This window comes from Amycolatopsis sp., assembly GCF_036008905.1.
In the GTDB taxonomy this organism is placed as follows: domain Bacteria; phylum Actinomycetota; class Actinomycetes; order Mycobacteriales; family Pseudonocardiaceae; genus Amycolatopsis.
Window position 1 is genome coordinate 21,921 of record NZ_DASYMU010000047.1, and the last position, 19,136, is coordinate 41,056.

Sequence of the window (19,136 nt, forward strand, 5' to 3'; positions counted from 1 at the left end):
GGATTTCGCGCCACTATGGTTAGACTGCGCTCTACACATACTGCGACTGGGGCCATACTTTCTTGCGCTCGCGATCCACATTCCGCGAGATCTCTTGACACCGGGGGGAATTCATGGGGGAAAACGCCCGTGCGAGGTTTTCGCGCGCAGCGATCGGCCGCGTTACAGTAATTCTGGTCACCATTTCCGCATTACTCGCGGGCATTGTTCCCGCGACGACGGCCGCCACTGCGCCTAATGCCGCACCCGCCACCACGATCAGCGACCGCGCCGCCGTCGTGGAGCTGCTCAAGACCGGCGGCCGCGCCACCAAGACCGCCGCCGAAGCCGCGCTCCTCGGCACCGACGAGCAGGTCCGTGAATTCCTCGCCACCGGCCAGCAGATCACCATCGCCCACGACAACCGGCTCAAAGTCGGCCAGATCATGGCCGTCGCCGGACGACGAGTCCGCGAAGCTGCGCAAACCGCACTGTCCGGCACCCCCGAGACCGTGCGGGTGTTCCTGGAGAGCGGCTGGAAGGAGCCCCAGCGCCTGGATCTGCGGGTCAAGGTCGGCGAAGTCATGGCCGCCAACGGGACCACCACCCAGCGAGCCGGCCAGAAAGCCCTCGAAGGCACGGCCGACGACGTCCTGAAATTCCTCGCTGCCGGGCAACTGTCACCCCAGATCACCGACCGCCGCAAAAAAGTCGGCGAAATCATGGCCGTCGGCGGACCCGAAGTGAACAAGGCCGCCCAGATCGCCCTGTCGACGTTCAACGACGACGACGTCAAGGAATTCCTCGACACCGGCCAGCACACGGCCCGGGCCAGGGACAACGAACAAGCCAGCATCACCGAACTCGTCAACCTGGCCAAGCAGGCCGGTGCGGAAGCGGCCAGCGAAACCGAAGCAGCGAAAGAGGCGTCCGCGCGGGCCGTTGCCGCCGCCGAACTGGCCAAGCAAGCCGCGGTGAAGGCGGCCGAAGAAGCCGCCGCCGCCAAGGACGACGCTGCGGCGGCCGCGGCGGCAGCCGGTCGTGCGGCCGACTTCGCGACCCGCGCCGCACGAGCCGCCCAGGAAGCCATTTCCGCCGCGAACTCCGCCAACAGGGCCGCCCGGGTCGCCTCCGACGCCGCGATGCGTGCGGCGTCGGCCGCGTCATCGGCCGCGCAGGCGGCGTCCGACGCCCGTGGTGCCGCCGCCGCGGCCGCGGGTGACGCGAACCAAGCTTCCAATGCCAGGGCCGCCGCGCAGAAGGCCAGGGATGTCGCCGCCGGTGCCCGCCTCGCCGCTGAAGCTTCCCGCGCCGCCGGGGACGCGGCCAACCAAGCGGCGGGCGCCGCCCGCGCGGCATCGAGCGCGGGCGCCAACGCCGATCGCGCCGCCTCCGCCGCCGAAGACGCCGCCAACCAGGCCGGTGTGTCCGGCGCTGAAGCCGCCCGCGCCAGGAAAGCCGCCGCGGACGCGCACAAGTTCGCCGGGCAGGCCAATCGGGCCGCCTCCAACGCCGAGTCACTCGCCGGTCAGTCCGCCAGTGCCGCCGGAGACGCCTATCGCGCGGCGATCAGCGCGGCCGAACACGCCGAGAACGCCGCCGCGGCAGCGGACGAAGCGGCAGCGCACGCCGGTGAGGCCGAGACCGCGGCCAGGGAATCAGAGAAGCACGCTCAAGCGGCACAGGCGGCGGCCGCTGTCGCCACGCAGGCGGCCGAGCTTGCCGGTCAGATCGAGCAGAACGCCCGTGCGGCGGACAGCAACCGCCTCGATCTGCTACAGGACGAAGGCATCGCGAACGCGGAGCAGGTCAAGAACGATCTCGAGACCAAGGCGGCCTGGGAGGCCGGTGAAGCCACCCGGATCGACCAGGAAACCCAGCTGCTACTGGACAAGGCCACCGCACCGGACGCCGATTCCGCGACCGTGTTGAGCAACGGGCGGCAGGCCGCGCTGCGGCTGCGTAACGCCGGAGGTCCGTGGAGTCGTTCGGCCGCCGAGATGGCGTTGGCCGGTGGCGAGATGGAGATGCGCGACTACCTGGAGATCGGCCGGGACGAGGCGGCGGAAGAGGACGACCGTGCGCGGGCCATCTACATCGCCGAGTCCACTTCGGTCGAGAAGCAGAAGACCGCCGCACAGCAGGCCTTCCTCAGCGACGGCAACGACCTGCGCGAGTTCCTGAAGACGCAGTACTACGACGGCAAGACGATCGACGACCGCAAGAAGGTCGGCCAGATCATGGCCGCGGGTGGTCCGGCTACCCAGCGCGCGGGTCAGAAGGCACTCGAAGGCTCGCCGGAGGACGTGCAGCAGTTTCTCGCTGTCGGCCAGTTCACCGCGCAGGTACAGGACGACCGGATCAAGATCGGCCAGATCATCACCACCGGTGGCCCGGAGACCCAGACGGCCGCTCAGATCGCACTGGCCGGCCCCGCGACCTACGCCAGGGATTTCGTGCAAACGGGCCAGTTCAAGGCTGCCCAGCGTGACTCCTTGACCGCGTCGCACGTCGCCGCTGTCCGGCGTTTGGTGTCCGAGGCGGCCCGCATCGCCGCGACCGCCCGATCGGACGCGGCGGAAGCCGCGCGAGTCGCCGCGGTAGCCCGCAAGGCCGCCGATGAAGCCGCACAGTGGGCGGAGAAGGCCAGGCAGTCGGCCAACGAAGCCGCTGAATACGCCAAGCAGGCGAAACAGTCCGCGAACGACGCGCAGGCGTCCGCCGACCGGGCCGCGGAGTCGGCCCGGTCGGCAAGATCTGCTGCCGATGCCGCCGCGAGGGACGCCGAAGCGGCGACTCTGTCGGCGACCCGCGCGGGAAGCTCCGCTTCGCAGGCACAGGCTTCGGCTGCGGACGCCGCGAGTTCCGCACAGGCGGCACGGGCTTCCGAAGCGGCGGCCGGCCGGGACGCGGCGCTGGCGCAGGAAGCCGCCGACGACGCGTACGAAATCGCCAAGACCAAGCACCAGGACGAACAGCGGGCAATCGCCGGTGGGCCACTGACGGAACAGGAACAAGCCGACCTCAAGAACACTTGCAACGGCGACCAAGCCTGCATCGACAAGTACAACAAGGCCGTCGCCGACGCGAACATGAGCCTGGTCGACTTCCTGAAGCAGGAAGGCGCCGAGGTCATCCTCGAGATGATCGGCTACAACGACGCCGTCAAATGCTTCACCGAGGGTGACGTCGAAGCCTGCATCTGGACCGCGATCAACGCACTGACCTTCGCCAACCCCTTCGCCCTGATCGCCAAGGGCGGCAAACTGGTCGCCGCGATCGCCAAGATCGCCGGCAAGGTCGGTGCCTTCTTCAAGCGAGTCGAACAGGCGAAGAACGAGGTCAAAGCCGGTCGCGAGGCCGTCTACGAAGCCATGAGGGCCTGCAAGCTACCGGTGATCGGCCGGAGTTTCGCGCCAACCGTGCTCGTCCTGATGGCGGACGGCACGCACAAGGCCATCAAGGACGTCGTGGTCGGCGAACAGGTCGCCGCCGCCGATCCGCAAACCGGACGGGCCGGCAATCGCACGGTTACCGGGCTGATCATCGGTACGGACCTCAAGCAGATGGTGTCACTCACCGTCGGCGACGGCACCGAATCCGGCTCCCTCGAAGCCACCGGCAACCACCCGTTCTGGGTGGTCGAGCAGCAGCAATGGGTAGACGCCAAGGACATTTCGCCGGGCGACCACCTGCTGACACCGGACAGCAAGCCGGCCAAGGTCGTCGATGTCCGGTCGTACACCCAGGTCATCCAGGTCTACAACCTCGCGGTCGACGACCTGCACACCTTCTACGTCCTGGCCGGGAACACCCCGGTACTCGTCCACAACGCGGGCAAAGGGCGTGACGACTACCTCCAGCGTCCCGGGTACAACAACTACGTGCTGAAGGACCCGAACGGCAAAATCTACTACGTGGGAATGTTCGGCCCGAACTCCACGAAAGCCGACGTGGAGCGCCGCCATGCCGCCAACGGGAACCGCTACGTGCCTTCCCCGGACATCAACGTCAAAGGTGACACCATCGAGGTCGCCCCAGACAAGCGGACCTACCTCGACTCCCGCCTGATGGAACAGAACCAGTCCGTGGTTCATGAGACCTACATCGGCCGTGACGGCAACAACTACCGCGGCAATCGCCAGAACCCGATGGCTGCCAGTAAGATCACCCAATACGAAGGCGTCAAGGCACGGTTGGAGGGATGCTGATGAGTTCTCGACTGTTCTCCGACGACGAACTCCAGGAGTCCACGAAGTTGCTCGCCCTCGTCGTCGATGCCTTCACCGATGAACACGGGAGCGAACCGACCCTCGGCGAGTTCCTCGAGATCCTGGGGCCATCGATACCGACGAACAATGCGTATATGGGCGCGTCACCGATCCCGCTGAAGTTCAAAGCAAAGACGAAGGGGAACCGCAGCTACAAGTCGGAACCTTCGGAGCGCGTAGCCGACTTGAACGACAACACGTTCAACGAGGCGTCCGAACTACTCGCTTTCCTGGCAGAACGCGCCGGATCAGCCGATGGGCAAGAGGTTTCACCCACCGATCTGGCGGGGTACGTCTTCCAGGTCCTGCAGGCAGCGCGGTTCCCCTTTTTCGACGTCAGCAGCGACAGCGTCGTGGACCTGACTGCGCCGGTGCCGAAACGGATCCCCAAGGCGAAAGTCGGCGACGTAGTCGCGATTCCAGCAGCGGAGGCAGGCTACCACCTGGCCCTCGTACTGGCCGACGATCAGACCGGCTTAGCTCTCGGACTTCTACGAGGTACGTTTTCGGTTCCTCGGGTCGGAAACGTCGATCGGCATCAGCCGTTGCATATTCCGGTTTATACGGGTCAGGCGTTGATCAAGAACGGAACGTGGCTGATAGTGGATCATCAAGAAACGCTGCTCGGCCTTTTTCCGGATCCGCCGGAACTCTATTGGGAGGCGGTCACGGCGTTCGGTGATCGTTTTGGCGAATACGGTGCGGCGGGCATCATCGACGGGCCGAAGCGGCTCATCAACAAGGCCGAAGCAGAAGCAGTCGGACTGCTGAACGGCACCTATCGACAATCCTTTCTTGAAGAGCATTTGCAGACGATACTCAACGCGGGCCAATTCGATAACGGACCTGTGCCGGGGTTCTGGCGCTGACCGGTATTTTGAGTAAGTTCTGAGGGGCTCCGTCTCGTACGGCTCAGTGGCAGCAACTATAATCGTCGATACGGTTCCGCTGGGCCAGGAGACAGTGATGTACGAATTTCACGGATGGTTCGGCCTCAGCGAGGACACCTACGAGAGTGAAACTGACGTCCTGGCCGCGTTGATCGACCGGTTGCGCTCGCTGGTTTCCGGGTTCACCTTGCCGCCGACCACCGTTTTCGAGGTGGGAGTCGTCAACGGCATGTACCACCTGTCGGTGCACGGGACGGCCGAGCGTGAGCAACGGTCATTTGAAGCGGCCGCGTTGAGAGAGACGCTGTCGTTTCTCTGTCGTCACCTCCCCGGATCGTGGGGGCTCTTGCACGAGCGCTGCGACGAGTGGACTGACCCACCGGGCCCGTCCACCTATCGGGTCAAGATCGTGGCTCGCGGTGGCGTATCCGTTCGGCATGACCCGTTTCTCTCGCCGCTTCAGCCCGCACCGAACGGAGCCGGTCATGTATGAGTTCCAAGGATGGTTCCGTCTAGCGGAAACGCTAGACCAGGTGGATGGGGGAGGTTTGGCGGCGAAACTCGGGGAACTCGGCCCGGCGATCGCGCAGTTCGGCCGGATCAGCAGCTCGGCCAAACTCTATTTCGCGGACACGCTGCCCTGCGTCCGGATAACGGGGCATCCAAACCGGGTCCGTCGTGACCCCGGTGGTGAAACCGACGTCGACGAATTTCTCGCCGAGCTGATTCTTTTGTTACCCGGCTCTTGGGGAATGCTGTACGAGCGCAGCAACGATGGCGGCGACGAAATCTCCACAACAGCAGGGGCGAACTCGTTCCGGGTCAGAGTGCTCTCCCAGGGAACACTGACCATGCACGCGGATCCATTCCTCTCGCCGTGCGTCCCCGTCATCGAAGACGCCTAACCGGACTCTTAAAGTCCGTGAAGAAACGGGTTCAGCGGAGGGGGTGCATCCAGCCGTGCGGGTCGGACGTGGTGCCTTCCTGGATACTCGTCAGGGCTTCGCGCAGTTTCATCGTCAGGGTGCCGGGCTGGCCGCCCGCGACGGTGAACTCGCCACCGGCGTGCTTGACGCGGCCAACCGGGGTGATCATCGCGGCGGTGCCGCAGGCGAAGACCTCGGTGAGCTCACCGGAGGCGGCCGACTTCTCCCACTCGGCACCTTCCGCAACCTCGCATCACCCGCGGTGCCCGGCAACCCGGGTCGGCATCGACCGGACGTGGAAACACTCCGACGCCATCGCGCAAGGCTGGCTGTCGACTGCATGTTGTGAACATGCAGTCGCCGTGGACTAACCCCCACCTCGGCATCTGTCGACTTAACGTGATCTCTTAGGAACCAAGAGATCACGTTAAGTCGACAGATGGGGGTTGTGACCACTCAGGAGCGTGCGCTCCTTGGCGTAGAAACGCTGGGTCAACGTCTCCATCTTGTCGAAGTACGTGTTCCCGGCTTGTTGGATTACGGAGATCAGTTCGTGTTCATCCGCGGCCGCGGCGAGCCTGTCACCGCCATTCACCGAAGCGACCACCACTTGACCACGTCCGATCGGCGTGAACGAAAATTCAAGCTGCTCACTCGGAAACACCATCGACGCTTTGCGCCCGTTGCGATAGTCATCGATAAGAATCGCAACATGAGCCCACAGAGTGTCGATATCGTCGAGCATATGCCGATCAAGAACGGCGATCCCATTGATTACCAGTTCGATCGAGCCCAACCGATCTTGAGCATGCGACTTGGCCGGCAATTCGTCGTTCCGCGTGATCTCGATGTACACGTAAATTCCATCACCCGGAGCGGCAAGAAATGATTCCGCCAAAATCACTTGCCTTCAACCCCTTCAGCCAACAGGAAAGAACAATGAGGGCCTCCTTCACGGACCGAAAAGCGGGTTCAGCGGAGGCGGTGCATCCAGCCGTGCGGGTCCGCAGCGGCACCTTCCTGGATGCTGGTCAAGGCTCCACGCAGTTTCATCGTCAGAGTGCCGGGCTGGCCGCCCGCGACGGTGAACTCGCCACCGGCGTGCTTGACGCGGCCGACCGGGGTGATCACCGCGGCGGTGCCGCAGGCGAAGACCTCGGTGAGCTCACCGGAGGCGGCCGACTTCTCCCACTCCTCGGTCGAGATACGACGCTCCTCGACGGAGTGCCCGAAGTCGGAAGCCAGCTGCAGCAACGACTTCCGGGTGACGCCGGGCAGCAGCGAGCCGCTCAGCTCGGGGGTGACCACGCGCGCGTCTGCGCCGGAACCGAAGACGAAGAACAGGTTCATCCCACCCATCTCCTCGACCCAGCGGCGCTCCACCGCGTCGAGCCAGACGACCTGGTCGCAGCCCTTCTCGACGGCCTGTGCCTGCGCGACGAACGAGGCCGCGTAGTTGCCGGCGCACTTGGCGAACCCGGTGCCGCCCGGGGCCGCGCGCACGTACTCCGTCGACAGCCACACGCTGACCGGCTTCACCCCGCTCGCGAAGTACGGGCCCGCTGGCGAGGCGATGACCGAGTACAGGTACTCGTTGGCCGGCCGGTTGACGCCGAGGCCGGCTTCGGTGGAGATCATGAACGGGCGCAGGTAGAGCGATTCGCCCTGCTTGGTCGGCACCCAGCGCTCGTCGGCGTCGACGAGCCGGCGCAGCGACTCGAGGAAGATCTCCTCGGGCAGCTGCGGCATCGCGAGGCGCTCGGCGGAGTGCTGGAAGCGCACGGCGTTCGCGTCCGGGCGGAAGGAGGCGATGGAACCGTCCGGCTGGCGGTACGCCTTCAGGCCTTCGAAGATCGCCTGGCCGTAGTGCAGGACCGAGGTGGCGGGGTCGAGGGAGAACGGCGCGTACGGGCCGACGGCGGCTTCGTGCCAGCCCTGGTCGGCGCTCCATTTCACGGTGACCATGTGGTCGGTGAAATACGTTCCGAATCCCGGCTTCGCCAGTACGTCCGCGACGCGTTCCGGGCTGACGGGGCTCGGATTCGGGGTATAGGTGAACTGCGTCGTGGTCGTCATGAGTAGACGATAACGCTTGCTCGGAAGTGCGTTGGTCGGAAGTCCGTGTTTGTCACCCGGCGACGGTCCTCACCCCCTGTCCGGTCTGTCGCCTCTAGGATGGTGGTGTGACCTACTACCAAGCGGACTCCACTCCCTCGAAGGCCGTCGCCACCGGCAAGGGGACGGACGTGAAGACGTTCGCCACCGCGGTGCTGCTGACCTTCGGCACCGGCCTGCTGATGATGGTCGGCAACGGACTCCTCGACAGCTTCTTCGGCGCCATCCTCGGCCTCGTCGCGGCGATCTTCGGGATCGTGTTCTGGAAGAACAAGCTCGGCAAGGTGTTCCCCGCCGAGGTCCCGGCCAAGGGGCTGGTCCTGCTCGCCGTCGTCAACGTCGTGCTGGTGATCGGCCTGATCCTGATGGTCGGCTAGGACCCGCTCACCAGGCCGTCCGGCAGGCGGGGCCGGGGCCAGCCGGGATCGGGGCTGAAGTCCGTCCAGGTCCCGTCGAACGGAAACGCGCCCGCCTCCGCCAACGCGCCGAGCCGTTCACCCTCCGCGCGCAGGCGTGTGAGTTCGTCGGCGGTGAGGCGTCCCGCCAGGACGGCTTCTTCCGCTTCGTCCTCGTCCTTCCAGCTCCATTCACCCGCCGCGGTGACCATCAGGTCGAGCACGCCGTCGATCCGATCGGGGCCCGCCGGAGTGCGTCCCCGCGGGATCTCCAGGTTCACGTACCAGCCGAGGAAACCGCCGTCCTGGCCGAAGAACCACCAGACCGAGGACCACTCGTCTTCGGCGATCAGGCGCAGCGTCGACGTGTGTTCCCAGGTGGTGAGGAACCGCTCGCGCGCGATCCGGAACCGCTGCCCGAGCGGGGCGTCCCGCATCGACCGGCCGTCCACGAGCCGGCTGCCGACGATCTCGGTCCCCGCCGGGAGCCAGCCCAGCAGGACGCGGCCGTCATCGGAAATCACCCGCATCGGGTGCTGCTGGCCGATCGTGCCGTCCGGCCGCGGGAACCGCAGGACGACCGTCTCCCCCGGCGCCCAGACCCCCAGCTCAGTCACGCCTTTCACGATATCCGGCCACGACCTCGCCGAACGCCAGCGCGGCGGCGACGGCCAGCGCGATGACCGGGCCGGCGAAGGCCGCGGTCACCGCGCCGACGAGCCCGCAGGCCAGCGTCAGCGGCACGGTGCGCGCCACCTCGGCCTTCGCCTCGCTGAACGAACTGAGCGCGGCGGGCACGGTGGCGAGCACGGCGACGACGGTGAGCAGCGGGGTGAAGTCGGCGGCGTCGGCGGCCGAAAGCAGCTCACGGAACGACGTCACCGACAGCCCGAGCCGGTTCGGTCCCAGCTGGTAGAGCGCGACGGCGGCGACGCCCAGCGCGACCGCCGTCGAACCGCCGATCCACCAGGCCGCCCGCGGTGACGGACGACGTGCCAGCAGCGGGAACATCACCAGCGTGGCGAGCAGCAGCCCGCCAGGTGGCGGCGGTTCCAGCGGCGCGACGACGCTCACGGGCCGGATGGCCAGGCACAACGCGATCAGCAGCAGGGCCATGAGCACCAGCGCCACGACGATCCACCGGCGCGCGTAGTCCGGCAGCGAAATCCCGGCGAGGCTCACCGCCGTCACCACGACGACCAGTGCCGCCGCGGCGAGCCCGGGGCGCTCCGGAACCACGTAGGCGCCGAACGCCGTCGCGAAGACCACGACCCGGGCCAGCTCCGCGAGTGCCCTGGTCCAGCGGGTCGCCGGGCCGGTGGCGACCGGGGCCCGCAGCGCGGCGAAGGCCAGCAGGCCCGCGAGCGCGATCGCCACCAGCACCCACGGCCCGGCCGCCCCCGCGCCCACCGCCAACGCGATCAGGAAACCCGCGCCGAGACGCACCCCCACCACCTACCTCACCAGCCGGAAACCCTTGTCATTAGCATGGCTCACGATCAGGCCGGGCCGTGTGCCCGGTCCCACCGTGAACGCGCGAGGAGCCAGAAGTGACCGTGCCGAAGCTTGCCCTTTCCGAGAATTCGGAAGCCGCGCTGAGCAAGACCCGCGCCGATGTGGTCGTGATCGGGACGCTGCAGGGCGAAGACGGCCTCACCCTGGCTGCCGGTTCCGAAGCCGTCAACGCCGCGTTCGACGGCAAACTCGCCGACGTGCTGAGCACGCTCGGTGCCAGCGGCAAGGCCGAAGAGACGGTGAAGGTGCCGACGCTCGGCAAGCTGTCCTCCGGTGTCGTCCTCGCGGTCGGCCTCGGCAAGCCGGGCACCGACGGCGTGATCAGCGCCGAGCAGGTCCGCCGCGCCTCGGGTGCCGCGGCGCGTGCCCTGTCCGGCACCGCGCACGCGTTCTCGACGCTGTCCGCGATCGACCTGCACGCCGCCGTCGAAGGCACCGCGCTGGGCGCTTATGTCTTCACCGAGTACCGCTCCGAGCCCGGCACCGCGCCGCTGTCCAAAGTGGACTTCGCGACCCCGGCGGAAGGTGCCGCGAAGGATCACCGCGCCACGCTCAAGGCCGCGACGCTGATCGCCGAGTCCGTGATCATCGCGCGTGACCTCATCAACACCCCGCCGAACGACCTGTACCCGGCGTCCTTCGCCGAGCGCGCGCGCAAGCTCGCCGAGGCCAACGGGCTCGAGTTCGAGGTCCTCGACGAGAAGGCGTTGAAGCGCAAGGGCTTCGGCGGCATCCTCGGCGTCGGCGCCGGTTCCTCGCGGCAGCCGCGGCTCGTCCGTGTCGCCTACAAGGGCCCGAAGGCGGTCAAGAAGATCGCGCTCGTCGGCAAGGGCATCACCTTCGATTCGGGCGGCATCTCGATCAAGCCCGCCGCCAACATGGACCACATGACCTCGGACATGTCCGGCGCCGCCGCGGTGCTCGCGTCCGTGGTGCTCGCGGCCAAGCTCAAGTACCCGCTCGAGGTCGTCGCGCACATCCCGCTGGCGGAGAACATGCCTTCGGGCACCTCCTACCGGCCGGGCGACGTGCTCAGCATGTACGGCGGCAAGACCGTCGAGGTGCTCAACACCGACGCCGAGGGCAGGCTCGTGCTGGCCGACGCGATCGTCCGCGCGGGCGAGGAGAACCCCGATTACCTGATCGAGACCGCCACACTCACCGGCGCGCAGCTCGTCGCGCTGGGCAACCGGACCGCCGGCGTCATGGGCTCCGACGAGTTCCGCGACCGCGTCGCCGCCGCCGCGCAGAGCACCGGTGAAGGTGGCTGGGCGATGCCGCTGCCCGAGGAGCTGCGGGCCGACCTCGACTCGCGTCTCGCCGATCTCGCGAACGTCACCAACCACCGCTGGGGCGGCATGCTCGCCGCCGGGATCTTCCTGCGCGAGTTCGTGCCCGCGGGTCTCCAGTGGGCGCACGTCGACATCGCGGGCCCGTCGTTCAACACCGGCGGCCCGTGGGGCTACACCGGCAAGGGCGGCACCGGGGTGCCGGTGCGCACCATCGCCGCCGTGCTCGCCGACATCGCCGCCAACGGCTGACCCGTCGCTAGTCTGAAGGGACCTCTCCGGTGAGAGGTCCCTTCAGTTTTTCCGGGGTGAAGCGAGAGGACAGCGTGGGCTGGGAGCGGGACGAGTACCTGGAGTCGGCGGTCCGTGACGTCCTGACGGCGGACGAAACCCGCGTCGACACGACGATCGGCTTCGCGGCGCTGCTGCTGGCGTCCGCCGGGGCGATCGCGGAGTCGGACAGGGTGGTGACCCGCTGGCACACGCTCACCGAACGGCCGGTGACGCTGCTGGCCGCCGACTCCGTGAAGGCGCGTGCCTGGGCGATGCTGTTCGAGGCCCGGGGCGAACGGCCGTCGTGGGCCGACGCGCTGACGCCGTTGGATCTCGACGCCGAAGAACGCGCGCATCTCACCTATCTGAGCCGCGCCGACGCGATCGTCCCCCTTGGACTGTCCGAGCTGTTCGGCGACTCACCCGCCGCCAAGATCGTCTCCGGCCTGGCCGAAAAACTCGATTCCGAGTCCCGCACGGACAAGGTCCGCACGGCGGCCGCCGACGCCGAAACCGAAGCGCGCGAAGGAAAACCGGGTCGGCTGGACGTCTGGGCGGACCTGGCCGTCGCCAGGACACCACCGGACGTCGTCTCGCTCGTCGCGTGCCGCCACGTCGCGCCGCTGCTGGTCGCCGGAGCCGATCCGCTCGGATTGCGCGAGTGGGCCGGACGCTGTGCCGGAGACCTGATCGCGGCCTTGGATCGGCGTTTTCCCCCGCGACCGCCAGGAACCTGGCCCGAACTCGTGACGGAGATCATGCGGCTGCGTGGCGGAGAAGTCCCCGCGCCCGCCGGACCCGGGGCGCTCACGGAAGCCGAACGCAGGCTGGGCACGCGCCTGCCGGACGATTACCGGGCGTTCCTGTCCACATGCGACGGACTACCCGCGGACGAGGTCTTCCCCCGGCTCCTCGGCGCCGCCGAGCTGGTGCCGGCCGAAGCCGGTGTCGTGCTCATCAGCGAGCGCTCCGAGCACGGTGTCCTCGCGCTCAGCCCCGTCGGCGGCGGCTGGCTGGCACTGGAACTGGACCCCGTCCTCGGCACGACCCCGCACCGCAGCTTCCGCGCACTGCTCGAACACCACCTCGACCTACTGGCCAAATGACCGCGAAGTGACCTTTAAACGCCGCCGCGTTTCTGCCGCTCGGTGTACTCCCGCATCCGCTTCGGGTAGCCGACCCTGGCCACCTCGTAGACCGGGATCGACCGCTTGCGCCCGAAGTTCTGCGCCGCGTCGAGGCTGTCGATCCGGCGACGGGTCCATTCGCCATCGTGTGCGATCAACACCACGGTTGTCTCCGTCACTGTCGTCTTGGGCTCGACATAGGCTTCGACACCATGCCTCGCTGCCGCCCACTCCTCCAGGTGCTTGGTGTCACCGGAGCTGGCTTTCCGCAGCGTACCGGCCTTTTGGCCGCCCTTGCCGCGCTTGCGCAGCGAGTCGAAGAGACCCACCTCGACCACCTCACCTCTCGTCGACGTCTACCTCCATTATCCGGACGTTTCGCCATGCTCCCCGGCCGACACCCGGCTAGGTTCCAACCGCGTACGGTCTTAGTGACAAGATGGCGTACGACGCGCGCGTGGAGATCGCGCCGCGCGCAGCCAGAGCTTCATCACCGATGCCTGCTGAGGAGCAATTGAAGTGACCGACACCTCCGCCGACCTTGTGATCCTTGGTGGCGGATCGGGCGGCTATGCCGCAGCGTTCCGCGCGGCCGAGCTGGGCCTTTCCGTCACCCTGATCGAAAAGGACAAGCTGGGCGGGACCTGCCTCCACCGAGGCTGCATCCCCACCAAAGCACTGCTCCACGCGGCAGAGGTCGCCGACAACGCCCGTGAAGGCGAGCAGTTCGGCGTCAAGTCGACGCTCGAAGGCATCGACATGGCCGGCGTCAACAAGTACAAGGATTCCATCGTCTCGCGCCTGTACAAGGGCCTCCAGGGGCTCGCGAAGGCGCACAAGGTGAACCTCGTCGAGGGCACCGGCACCTTCGCCGGCGGCACCACCGTCGAGGTCGACGGCACCCGCCACACCGGCAAGAACGTGCTGCTGGCCACCGGTTCGTACTCCCGGACGCTGCCCGGCCTCGAGCTCGGCGGGCGGATCATCGCCAGCGAGCAGGCCCTGTCGCTCGACTACGTCCCGGAGAAGGTCGTCGTCCTCGGCGGCGGTGTCATCGGGGTCGAGTTCGCCAGTGTATGGGCGTCCTTCGGCGTCGACGTGACCATCGTCGAAGCGCTGCCGCGGCTGGTCCCGAACGAGGACGAGTTCGCCTCCAAGCAGCTCGAGCGGGCCTTCCGCAAGCGCAAGATCGCCTTCAAGACCGGCGTGCGCTTCACCGGTGCCAAGCAGAACGACAGCGGCGTCAGCGTTTCGCTGGAATCCGGTGAGACGCTGGAAGCCGACCTGCTGCTCGTCGCCGTCGGCCGCGGCCCGAACTCCGCCGGCCACGGTTACGAAGAGGCCGGGGTGAAGATCGATCGCGGCTTCGTGCTGACGAACGACCGCCTCCAGACCAACCTGCCGAACGTCTACGCCGTCGGCGACATCGTGCCCGGCCTGCAGCTCGCGCACCGCGGGTTCGCGCAGGGCATTTTCGTCGCCGAGGAGATCGCCGGCCTCGCGCCGCGCGTCATCGACGAGAACGGCATCCCGCGGGTCACCTACTCGCACCCCGAGGTCGCCTCGGTCGGGCTCACCGAAGCCGCGGCCAAGGAGAAATACGGTTCGGACGTCACCACGTACACCTACGACCTCGGCGGAAACGGCAAGAGCCAGATCCTCAAGACCTCCGGCGGCGTAAAGTTGATCAAGGCGCCGGACGGTCCGGTCGTCGGTGTCCACATGGTCGGCGACCGCGTCGGCGAGCTGATCGGCGAAGCGCAGCTGATCTACAGCTGGGAGGCGTTCCCCGAGGACGTCGCCCCGCTGATCCACGCGCACCCCACCCAGACCGAGGCCCTCGGCGAAGCATTCCTTGCCCTCGCGGGCAAGCCGCTACACGTGCACAGCTGACGTCACCTTCGAGAAACCAGACCACGCCAGACATATCAAAGGGAGTCAGCGAACAATGGCCTACTCCGTCACGTTGCCGGAGCTCGGTGAGAGCGTCACCGAGGGCACCGTCACCAGGTGGTTGAAGCAGGAAGGCGACCGCGTCGAGGTCGACGAACCCTTGCTGGAGATCTCCACGGACAAGGTCGACACCGAGGTTCCTTCCCCGGTTGCCGGCACGGTAGTCAAGATCAGTGCGCAGGAGGACGAGACCGTCGAGGTCGGCGGCGAGCTCGCCGTCATCGACGACGGCTCGGCCGGTGGCGCCCCGGCACCCGCTGCCGAGGAGAAGCAGGCGGAGCCCGAGCCCGAACCGGCGAAGGAAGAGGCCGCGGCCGAGCCGGAGCCCGCTTCCGAGCCCACTCCGCAGGCGAGCTCTTCGGGTTCGGCCGAGGGCACTTCGGTGACCCTGCCCGAGCTCGGTGAGAGCGTCACCGAGGGCACCGTCACCCGCTGGCTCAAGCAGGTCGGCGATTCGGTCGAGGTCGACGAGCCGCTGCTCGAGATCTCCACGGACAAGGTCGACACCGAGGTCCCGTCCCCGGTCGCCGGCACCGTCCTGGAGATCCGCGCGCAGGAGGACGAGACCGTCGAGGTCGGCGGCGTGCTCGCCGTCATCGGCGACGCGAACGCCGCGCCGAAGGCCGCAGCGAAGCCGGAACCCAAGCCCGAGCCCAAGCCGGAACCGAAGCCCGAGCCGAAGCCCGAGCCGAAGCCCGAGCCGGTCCAGGAGTCCAAGCCTGAGCCCAAGCCCGAGCTGAAGGCTGCCCCCGCGCCGGCCCCGAAGGCCGCGGAGTCCGAGGACTCCAACGGCAGTGGCCCGTACGTGACGCCGCTGGTCCGCAAGCTGGCTTCCGAGCACTCCATCGACCTCGCCTCCCTCACGGGCAGTGGCGTCGGTGGCCGGATCCGCAAGCAGGACGTGCTCGCGGCCGCGGAAGCGAAGCAGAAGGAGAAGGCGGCAGCCGCTCCGGCACCTGCTCCCGCTGCTCCGGCCCCGCAGTCCAGCGCACCCGCGGCGGCTTCCGCTCCGGCTCCCAAGCGGGCCACCGGCCCGTCGCCGGAGCTGGCGGCACTGCGCGGCACCGTGCAGAAGGCCAGCCGGATCCGCCAGATCACGGCCACCAAGACCCGCGAGTCGCTACAGGTGTCCGCGCAGCTCACGCAGGTCCACGAGGTCGACGTCACCAAGGTCGCCCGGCTGCGCCAGCGGGCGAAGGCGGCCTTCAAGGAGCGCGAGGGCGTCAACCTGACGTTCCTGCCGTTCTTCGCGAAGGCGACGGTCGAGGCGCTCAAGCAGCACCCGAATGTCAACGCGTCGTACAACGAGGACACCAAGGAGATCACCTACCACGGCGCCGTGCACCTGGGCATCGCGGTGGACACCGATAAGGGGCTCCTCTCGGTCGTCATCCACGACGCCGGTGAGCTCAGCCTGGCCGGTCTCGCGCACAAGATCGCCGACCTGGCGGGCCGCGCGCGGGCCAACAAGATCAAGCCGGACGAGCTGACCGGTGGCACCTTCACCGTCACGAACATCGGCAGCAACGGTGCCCTGTTCGACACGCCGATCATCGTGCAGCCGCAGTCCGGCATGCTCGGTACCGGCGCGGTCGTGAAGCGTCCGGTGGTCATCGCCGACGCCGACGGCAACGACACGATCGCCGTGCGGTCGATGGCGTTCCTCCCGCTGACCTACGACCACCGCCTGGTGGACGGGGCCGACGCGGGCCGGTTCGTCACGACGATCAAGCAGCGCCTCGAAGAAGGCAACTTCGAGGACGAGCTCGGTCTGTAACCTGCTTTAACCGAGACAGGGCGCCCACCTCCCCGGTGGGCGCCCTGTCTCGTCCCGCCATCTGTCGACAGGTGGCGATGTCTTGGTTTCTGAGGGATCGCCACCTGTCGACAGCTGACGGGTGGGCAGCGTGTTCTGTCACACCTTCGGTGCTCACCAAGCACACACAGGGCAGGTGCATAAGGTGGGGACATGCGAGTCTTGATCGCGGGCGCGAGTGGTCTGATCGGCGGCGCACTGGCGGCGCGGCTTTCCGAAGCCGGGCATGACGTGCGCAAACTCGTCCGGCGGGAGAGTCGCGCGGCCGACGAGTTCCGCTGGGACCCGCCCGCGGGCAAGATCGCCGGGGGAGCCTTCGACGGCGTCGACGCGGTGGTCAACCTGTGCGGCGCCCCGCTGTTCCCGCAGCGCTGGAGCGCGGCCCGCAAGCAGGTCCTGTTCGACAGCAGGCTCGAGCCGACCGAAGTCCTCGCGGAAGCCGTCGCCGAACACGGAATTCCCTTGCTCGTCAACGGATCCGCCGTCGGCTACTACGGTGACACCGGCTCGATGACGGTCGACGAGAACTCGGTGCACGGCCAGGGTTTCCTCGCTGAGCTCTGCATCGCCTGGGAAGCCGCGACGGCACCCGCCAAGGTGGCCGGGGCCAGGGTGGTGTCGATCCGGACCGCGCCGGTCCTGTCCGGCAAGGGCGGCCTCATCGGCACCCTGAAACCACTGTTCGCCTCGGCACTGGGCGGAAAACTCGGCGACGGCCACCAGTTCATGGCGTGGATCTCGTTCGAGGACGCGATTTCCGGTATCCAGTTCCTGCTCGAGGACGACACACTGTCCGGTCCGGTCAACCTCACGAGCCCGAAGCCGGTGACCAACGCCGAGTTCACGAAAGCGTTCGGCGCCGTGCTGCACCGCCCCGCTCCCTGGTGGGTACCCGGCTTCGCGTTGAAGGCCGTCCTCGGGCAACTCGGCGAGGAGATGGCCCTCTACGGTCAGCGCGCCCTCCCGCGCGCTCTGGAACACGCCGGTTTCACCTTCCGCCACAATGACGTCGGAAGCGCATTGGCCGCGGGGTTATGACGACCGTTCCGCGCGTGCGCTGGGTCGTGCTCGGCGTAGTGCTGTGCGTCGGCCTCCTCGCGCTCGGCCTGCTTGTGGCCCGGCAACCGCTGTCGCTCGACTCCGCGATCGCGAACGCCCTGCAAGACCAGTGGCAACACCCCGTGGGAACGGTCGCCTCGATCGTCAGCGACCTGCTCGGCCCGGTGCTCCCCTGGGTGTTCGGCGCGATCCTGTTCGTCGCCGCGGTGATCGCGTGGCGCCGCGGCGATCGCGGCCGCGCCGCCGTGCTGGTCAAGATCACCGCGGTGGTACTCCTGTGCCGCCTGACGAGCGTCGTCCTCAAGCCGGTGTTCGGCCGGGCCCGGCCGCGTGATTACCCCGACTTCAGTTTTCCCAGCGGGCATGTGGTTTCCACCGCGTCGACCGGTTTCGGCGCGGTACTGCTGTGCCTGTGGCTGGCGCCACGGCTGCTTCGCCGCGTCGCCGTCATCGCCGTGCTCGCCACGACGCTCTGCGCGGCGAGCAGGGTGGTTTTCGGCGTGCACTGGCTCTCCGACACCGTCGGAGCGGTGTTCGGCGTGCTCGGGATCGGGATCCTCGCGGCGGTGGCGCTGCGGCTGCTGCCGAAGCCGCCGGACCCGGTGTCCGCCGATCAGGAGGCGGCGTAACCTCGCTGGGGTGAGTTCTTCCACCGTGAGCTGCCGCGCCACCACCGAACCCGTCGACGTCCGCCCGATCGGCACGATCGACTACACCGAAGCGTGGGAGCTCCAACGTGAGCTCGTCACGGCCCGCGCGGACGGCGACGGCCCGGACACCATGTTCCTGCTGGAACACCCCTCGGTGTACACGGCGGGCAAGCGCACCGAAGCCGAGGACAGGCCGACAGACGGCACCCCGGTCATCGACGTCGACCGCGGCGGCAAGATCACCTGGCACGGTCCCGGCCAGCTCGTCGGCTACCCGATCATCAAGCTCGCCGACCCGATCGACGTCGTGCACTACGTACGCCGGCTGGAAGAGGCGTTGATCACCGTGTGCACGGGCTTCGGCGTGCACACCGGCCGCGTCGAAGGCCGCAGCGGCGTGTGGATCCCCGCCGACGACCGCGGCCCCGAACGCAAGATCGCGGCCATCGGCATCCGCGTCCAGCGCGGCGTGACGATGCACGGCTTCGAACTGAACTGCAACGCCGACCTGGCCGCGTTCGACAAGATCGTGCCGTGCGGCATCCGCGACGCGGGCGTGACCTCGCTGTCCTACGAGCTCGGCCGTGAAGTCACCGTCGCCGATGCGCTTCCGGCCGCCCGCGACGCCGTCCTGGCCGCGCTCGAAGGCGAGCTCCCGGTCACCGACGAGCACTGGCTGCCCCGGCCCGAGGCGCCGACAGCGCCGGGTGTCACGTTCGCCCTTCAGTCCTGATCGGGTAAAAAAGGGCCGTTCCGGGTTTCGATTCCGGGCGGCCCTTTTCGCTGCCCTTTCTGCCCCATCGGGCGAACCAAAGGGAATTCGCGTTGCGCCTTTGGGGCGCTCCTCTCCGTCTTCATGGCGGAAGCACGCCGTTTTC

General features: G+C 67.7%; 17 protein-coding genes and 1 pseudogene. 12 read left to right on the plus strand and 6 right to left on the minus strand.

Features of this window, described 5'->3' with window-relative positions; all coding sequences use genetic code 11:
- The first annotated feature begins 113 nt into the window (after window positions 1–113).
- The 4 genes from VGP60_RS09600 (at window position 114) to VGP60_RS09615 (ending at window position 6,045) form a co-directional block, all read left to right on the plus strand.
- A complete protein-coding gene (locus VGP60_RS09600) occupies window positions 114–4,190 on the plus strand; it encodes a polymorphic toxin-type HINT domain-containing protein (protein ID WP_327547558.1) in 4,077 nt (1,358 codons plus the stop codon).
- Complete coding sequence (locus tag VGP60_RS09605; protein WP_327547559.1) at window positions 4,190–5,119, plus strand: hypothetical protein; 930 nt, start codon at window positions 4,190–4,192, stop codon at window positions 5,117–5,119. Before VGP60_RS09600 ends, VGP60_RS09605 begins: the two co-directional genes overlap by 1 nt.
- 97 nt (window positions 5,120–5,216) lie before the next feature.
- Complete coding sequence (locus VGP60_RS09610; RefSeq protein ID WP_327547560.1) at window positions 5,217–5,633, plus strand: Imm7 family immunity protein; 417 nt, start codon at window positions 5,217–5,219, stop codon at window positions 5,631–5,633.
- Window positions 5,626–6,045, plus strand: coding sequence for an Imm7 family immunity protein (locus VGP60_RS09615; RefSeq protein ID WP_327547561.1), 420 nt, complete (start codon window positions 5,626–5,628; stop codon window positions 6,043–6,045). The genes VGP60_RS09610 and VGP60_RS09615 overlap by 8 nt, the downstream gene beginning before the upstream one ends.
- Window positions 6,046–6,076: 31 nt before the next feature.
- Here VGP60_RS09615 and VGP60_RS09620 read toward each other — a convergent pair.
- The 3 genes and pseudogenes from VGP60_RS09620 to VGP60_RS09630 form a co-directional block, all read right to left on the minus strand.
- Window positions 6,077–6,298, minus strand: a pseudogene (locus VGP60_RS09620) (branched chain amino acid aminotransferase); the annotation flags it as partial.
- 195 nt (window positions 6,299–6,493) lie between these two features.
- Window positions 6,494–6,922 (minus strand): hypothetical protein, encoded by a 429-nt coding sequence (locus tag VGP60_RS09625; RefSeq protein ID WP_327547562.1) that lies wholly within the window; start codon window positions 6,920–6,922, stop codon window positions 6,494–6,496.
- A gap of 116 nt (window positions 6,923–7,038) precedes the next feature.
- Window positions 7,039–8,142, minus strand: coding sequence for a branched-chain amino acid aminotransferase (locus VGP60_RS09630; RefSeq protein ID WP_327547563.1), 1,104 nt, complete (start codon window positions 8,140–8,142; stop codon window positions 7,039–7,041).
- Window positions 8,143–8,249: 107 nt separating this feature from the next.
- On the opposite strand from VGP60_RS09630, the gene VGP60_RS09635 reads away from it, so the two are divergent.
- Window positions 8,250–8,558: a hypothetical protein gene (locus VGP60_RS09635; protein ID WP_327547564.1), complete on the plus strand. Its 309-nt coding sequence runs from the start codon at window positions 8,250–8,252 to the stop codon at window positions 8,556–8,558.
- Here VGP60_RS09635 and VGP60_RS09640 read toward each other — a convergent pair.
- Together VGP60_RS09640 and VGP60_RS09645 are read right to left on the minus strand one after the other, a co-directional pair.
- Complete coding sequence (locus tag VGP60_RS09640; protein ID WP_327547565.1) at window positions 8,555–9,193, minus strand: DUF402 domain-containing protein; 639 nt, start codon at window positions 9,191–9,193, stop codon at window positions 8,555–8,557. The genes VGP60_RS09635 and VGP60_RS09640 overlap by 4 nt on opposite strands.
- Window positions 9,186–10,031, minus strand: a complete 846-nt coding sequence (locus VGP60_RS09645) for a hypothetical protein (RefSeq protein WP_327547566.1) — start codon at window positions 10,029–10,031, stop codon at window positions 9,186–9,188. Before VGP60_RS09645 ends, VGP60_RS09640 begins: the two co-directional genes overlap by 8 nt.
- A gap of 95 nt (window positions 10,032–10,126) precedes the next feature.
- Between VGP60_RS09645 and VGP60_RS09650 the strand changes: the two genes are divergently transcribed.
- Together VGP60_RS09650 and VGP60_RS09655 are read left to right on the plus strand one after the other, a co-directional pair.
- Window positions 10,127–11,632: a leucyl aminopeptidase gene (locus VGP60_RS09650; protein WP_327547567.1), complete on the plus strand. Its 1,506-nt coding sequence runs from the start codon at window positions 10,127–10,129 to the stop codon at window positions 11,630–11,632.
- Window positions 11,633–11,688: 56 nt separating this feature from the next.
- On the plus strand, window positions 11,689–12,759 hold the full coding sequence (locus VGP60_RS09655; protein ID WP_327547568.1) for an SMI1/KNR4 family protein: 1,071 nt from the start codon (window positions 11,689–11,691) through the stop codon (window positions 12,757–12,759).
- A gap of 14 nt (window positions 12,760–12,773) precedes the next feature.
- Here the strand turns inward: VGP60_RS09655 and VGP60_RS09660 are convergent, their stop codons facing one another.
- Complete coding sequence (locus tag VGP60_RS09660) at window positions 12,774–13,118, minus strand: oxidoreductase (protein ID WP_327547569.1); 345 nt, start codon at window positions 13,116–13,118, stop codon at window positions 12,774–12,776.
- A 181-nt stretch (window positions 13,119–13,299) separates the two neighbouring features.
- Between VGP60_RS09660 and lpdA the strand changes: the two genes are divergently transcribed.
- The 5 genes from lpdA (at window position 13,300) to lipB (ending at window position 18,991) form a co-directional block, all read left to right on the plus strand.
- The gene (gene lpdA / locus VGP60_RS09665) at window positions 13,300–14,673 is read left to right on the plus strand and encodes a dihydrolipoyl dehydrogenase (RefSeq protein WP_327547570.1); all 1,374 of its coding nucleotides are present in this window, start codon (window positions 13,300–13,302) and stop codon (window positions 14,671–14,673) included.
- Between the two features lie 55 nt (window positions 14,674–14,728).
- Window positions 14,729–16,510, plus strand: a complete 1,782-nt coding sequence (sucB, locus tag VGP60_RS09670) for a 2-oxoglutarate dehydrogenase, E2 component, dihydrolipoamide succinyltransferase (protein ID WP_327547571.1) — start codon at window positions 14,729–14,731, stop codon at window positions 16,508–16,510.
- Between the two features lie 192 nt (window positions 16,511–16,702).
- Entirely contained in the window at window positions 16,703–17,587 is an 885-nt protein-coding gene (locus VGP60_RS09675) for a TIGR01777 family oxidoreductase (RefSeq protein ID WP_327547572.1), read from the plus strand.
- Window positions 17,584–18,237 (plus strand): phosphatase PAP2 family protein, encoded by a 654-nt coding sequence (locus VGP60_RS09680; RefSeq protein WP_327547573.1) that lies wholly within the window; start codon window positions 17,584–17,586, stop codon window positions 18,235–18,237. The genes VGP60_RS09675 and VGP60_RS09680 overlap by 4 nt, the downstream gene beginning before the upstream one ends.
- A 10-nt stretch (window positions 18,238–18,247) precedes the next feature.
- On the plus strand, window positions 18,248–18,991 hold the full coding sequence (gene lipB, locus VGP60_RS09685; protein ID WP_327547574.1) for a lipoyl(octanoyl) transferase LipB: 744 nt from the start codon (window positions 18,248–18,250) through the stop codon (window positions 18,989–18,991).
- Window positions 18,992–19,136 lie beyond the last annotated feature (145 nt).

Coding starts and splice junctions, on each gene's coding strand:
- VGP60_RS09600 (WP_327547558.1), top strand. CDS start 114: ATGGGGGAAAACGCCCGTGCGAGGTTTTCGCGCGCAGCGATCGGCCGC.
- VGP60_RS09605 (WP_327547559.1), top strand. CDS start 4,190: ATGAGTTCTCGACTGTTCTCCGACGACGAACTCCAGGAGTCCACGAAG.
- VGP60_RS09610 (WP_327547560.1), top strand. CDS start 5,217: ATGTACGAATTTCACGGATGGTTCGGCCTCAGCGAGGACACCTACGAG.
- VGP60_RS09615 (WP_327547561.1), top strand. CDS start 5,626: ATGTATGAGTTCCAAGGATGGTTCCGTCTAGCGGAAACGCTAGACCAG.
- VGP60_RS09630 (WP_327547563.1), bottom strand. CDS start 8,142: ATGACGACCACGACGCAGTTCACCTATACCCCGAATCCGAGCCCCGTC.
- sucB (WP_327547571.1), top strand. CDS start 14,729: ATGGCCTACTCCGTCACGTTGCCGGAGCTCGGTGAGAGCGTCACCGAG.
- VGP60_RS09675 (WP_327547572.1), top strand. CDS start 16,703: ATGCGAGTCTTGATCGCGGGCGCGAGTGGTCTGATCGGCGGCGCACTG.
- VGP60_RS09680 (WP_327547573.1), top strand. CDS start 17,584: ATGACGACCGTTCCGCGCGTGCGCTGGGTCGTGCTCGGCGTAGTGCTG.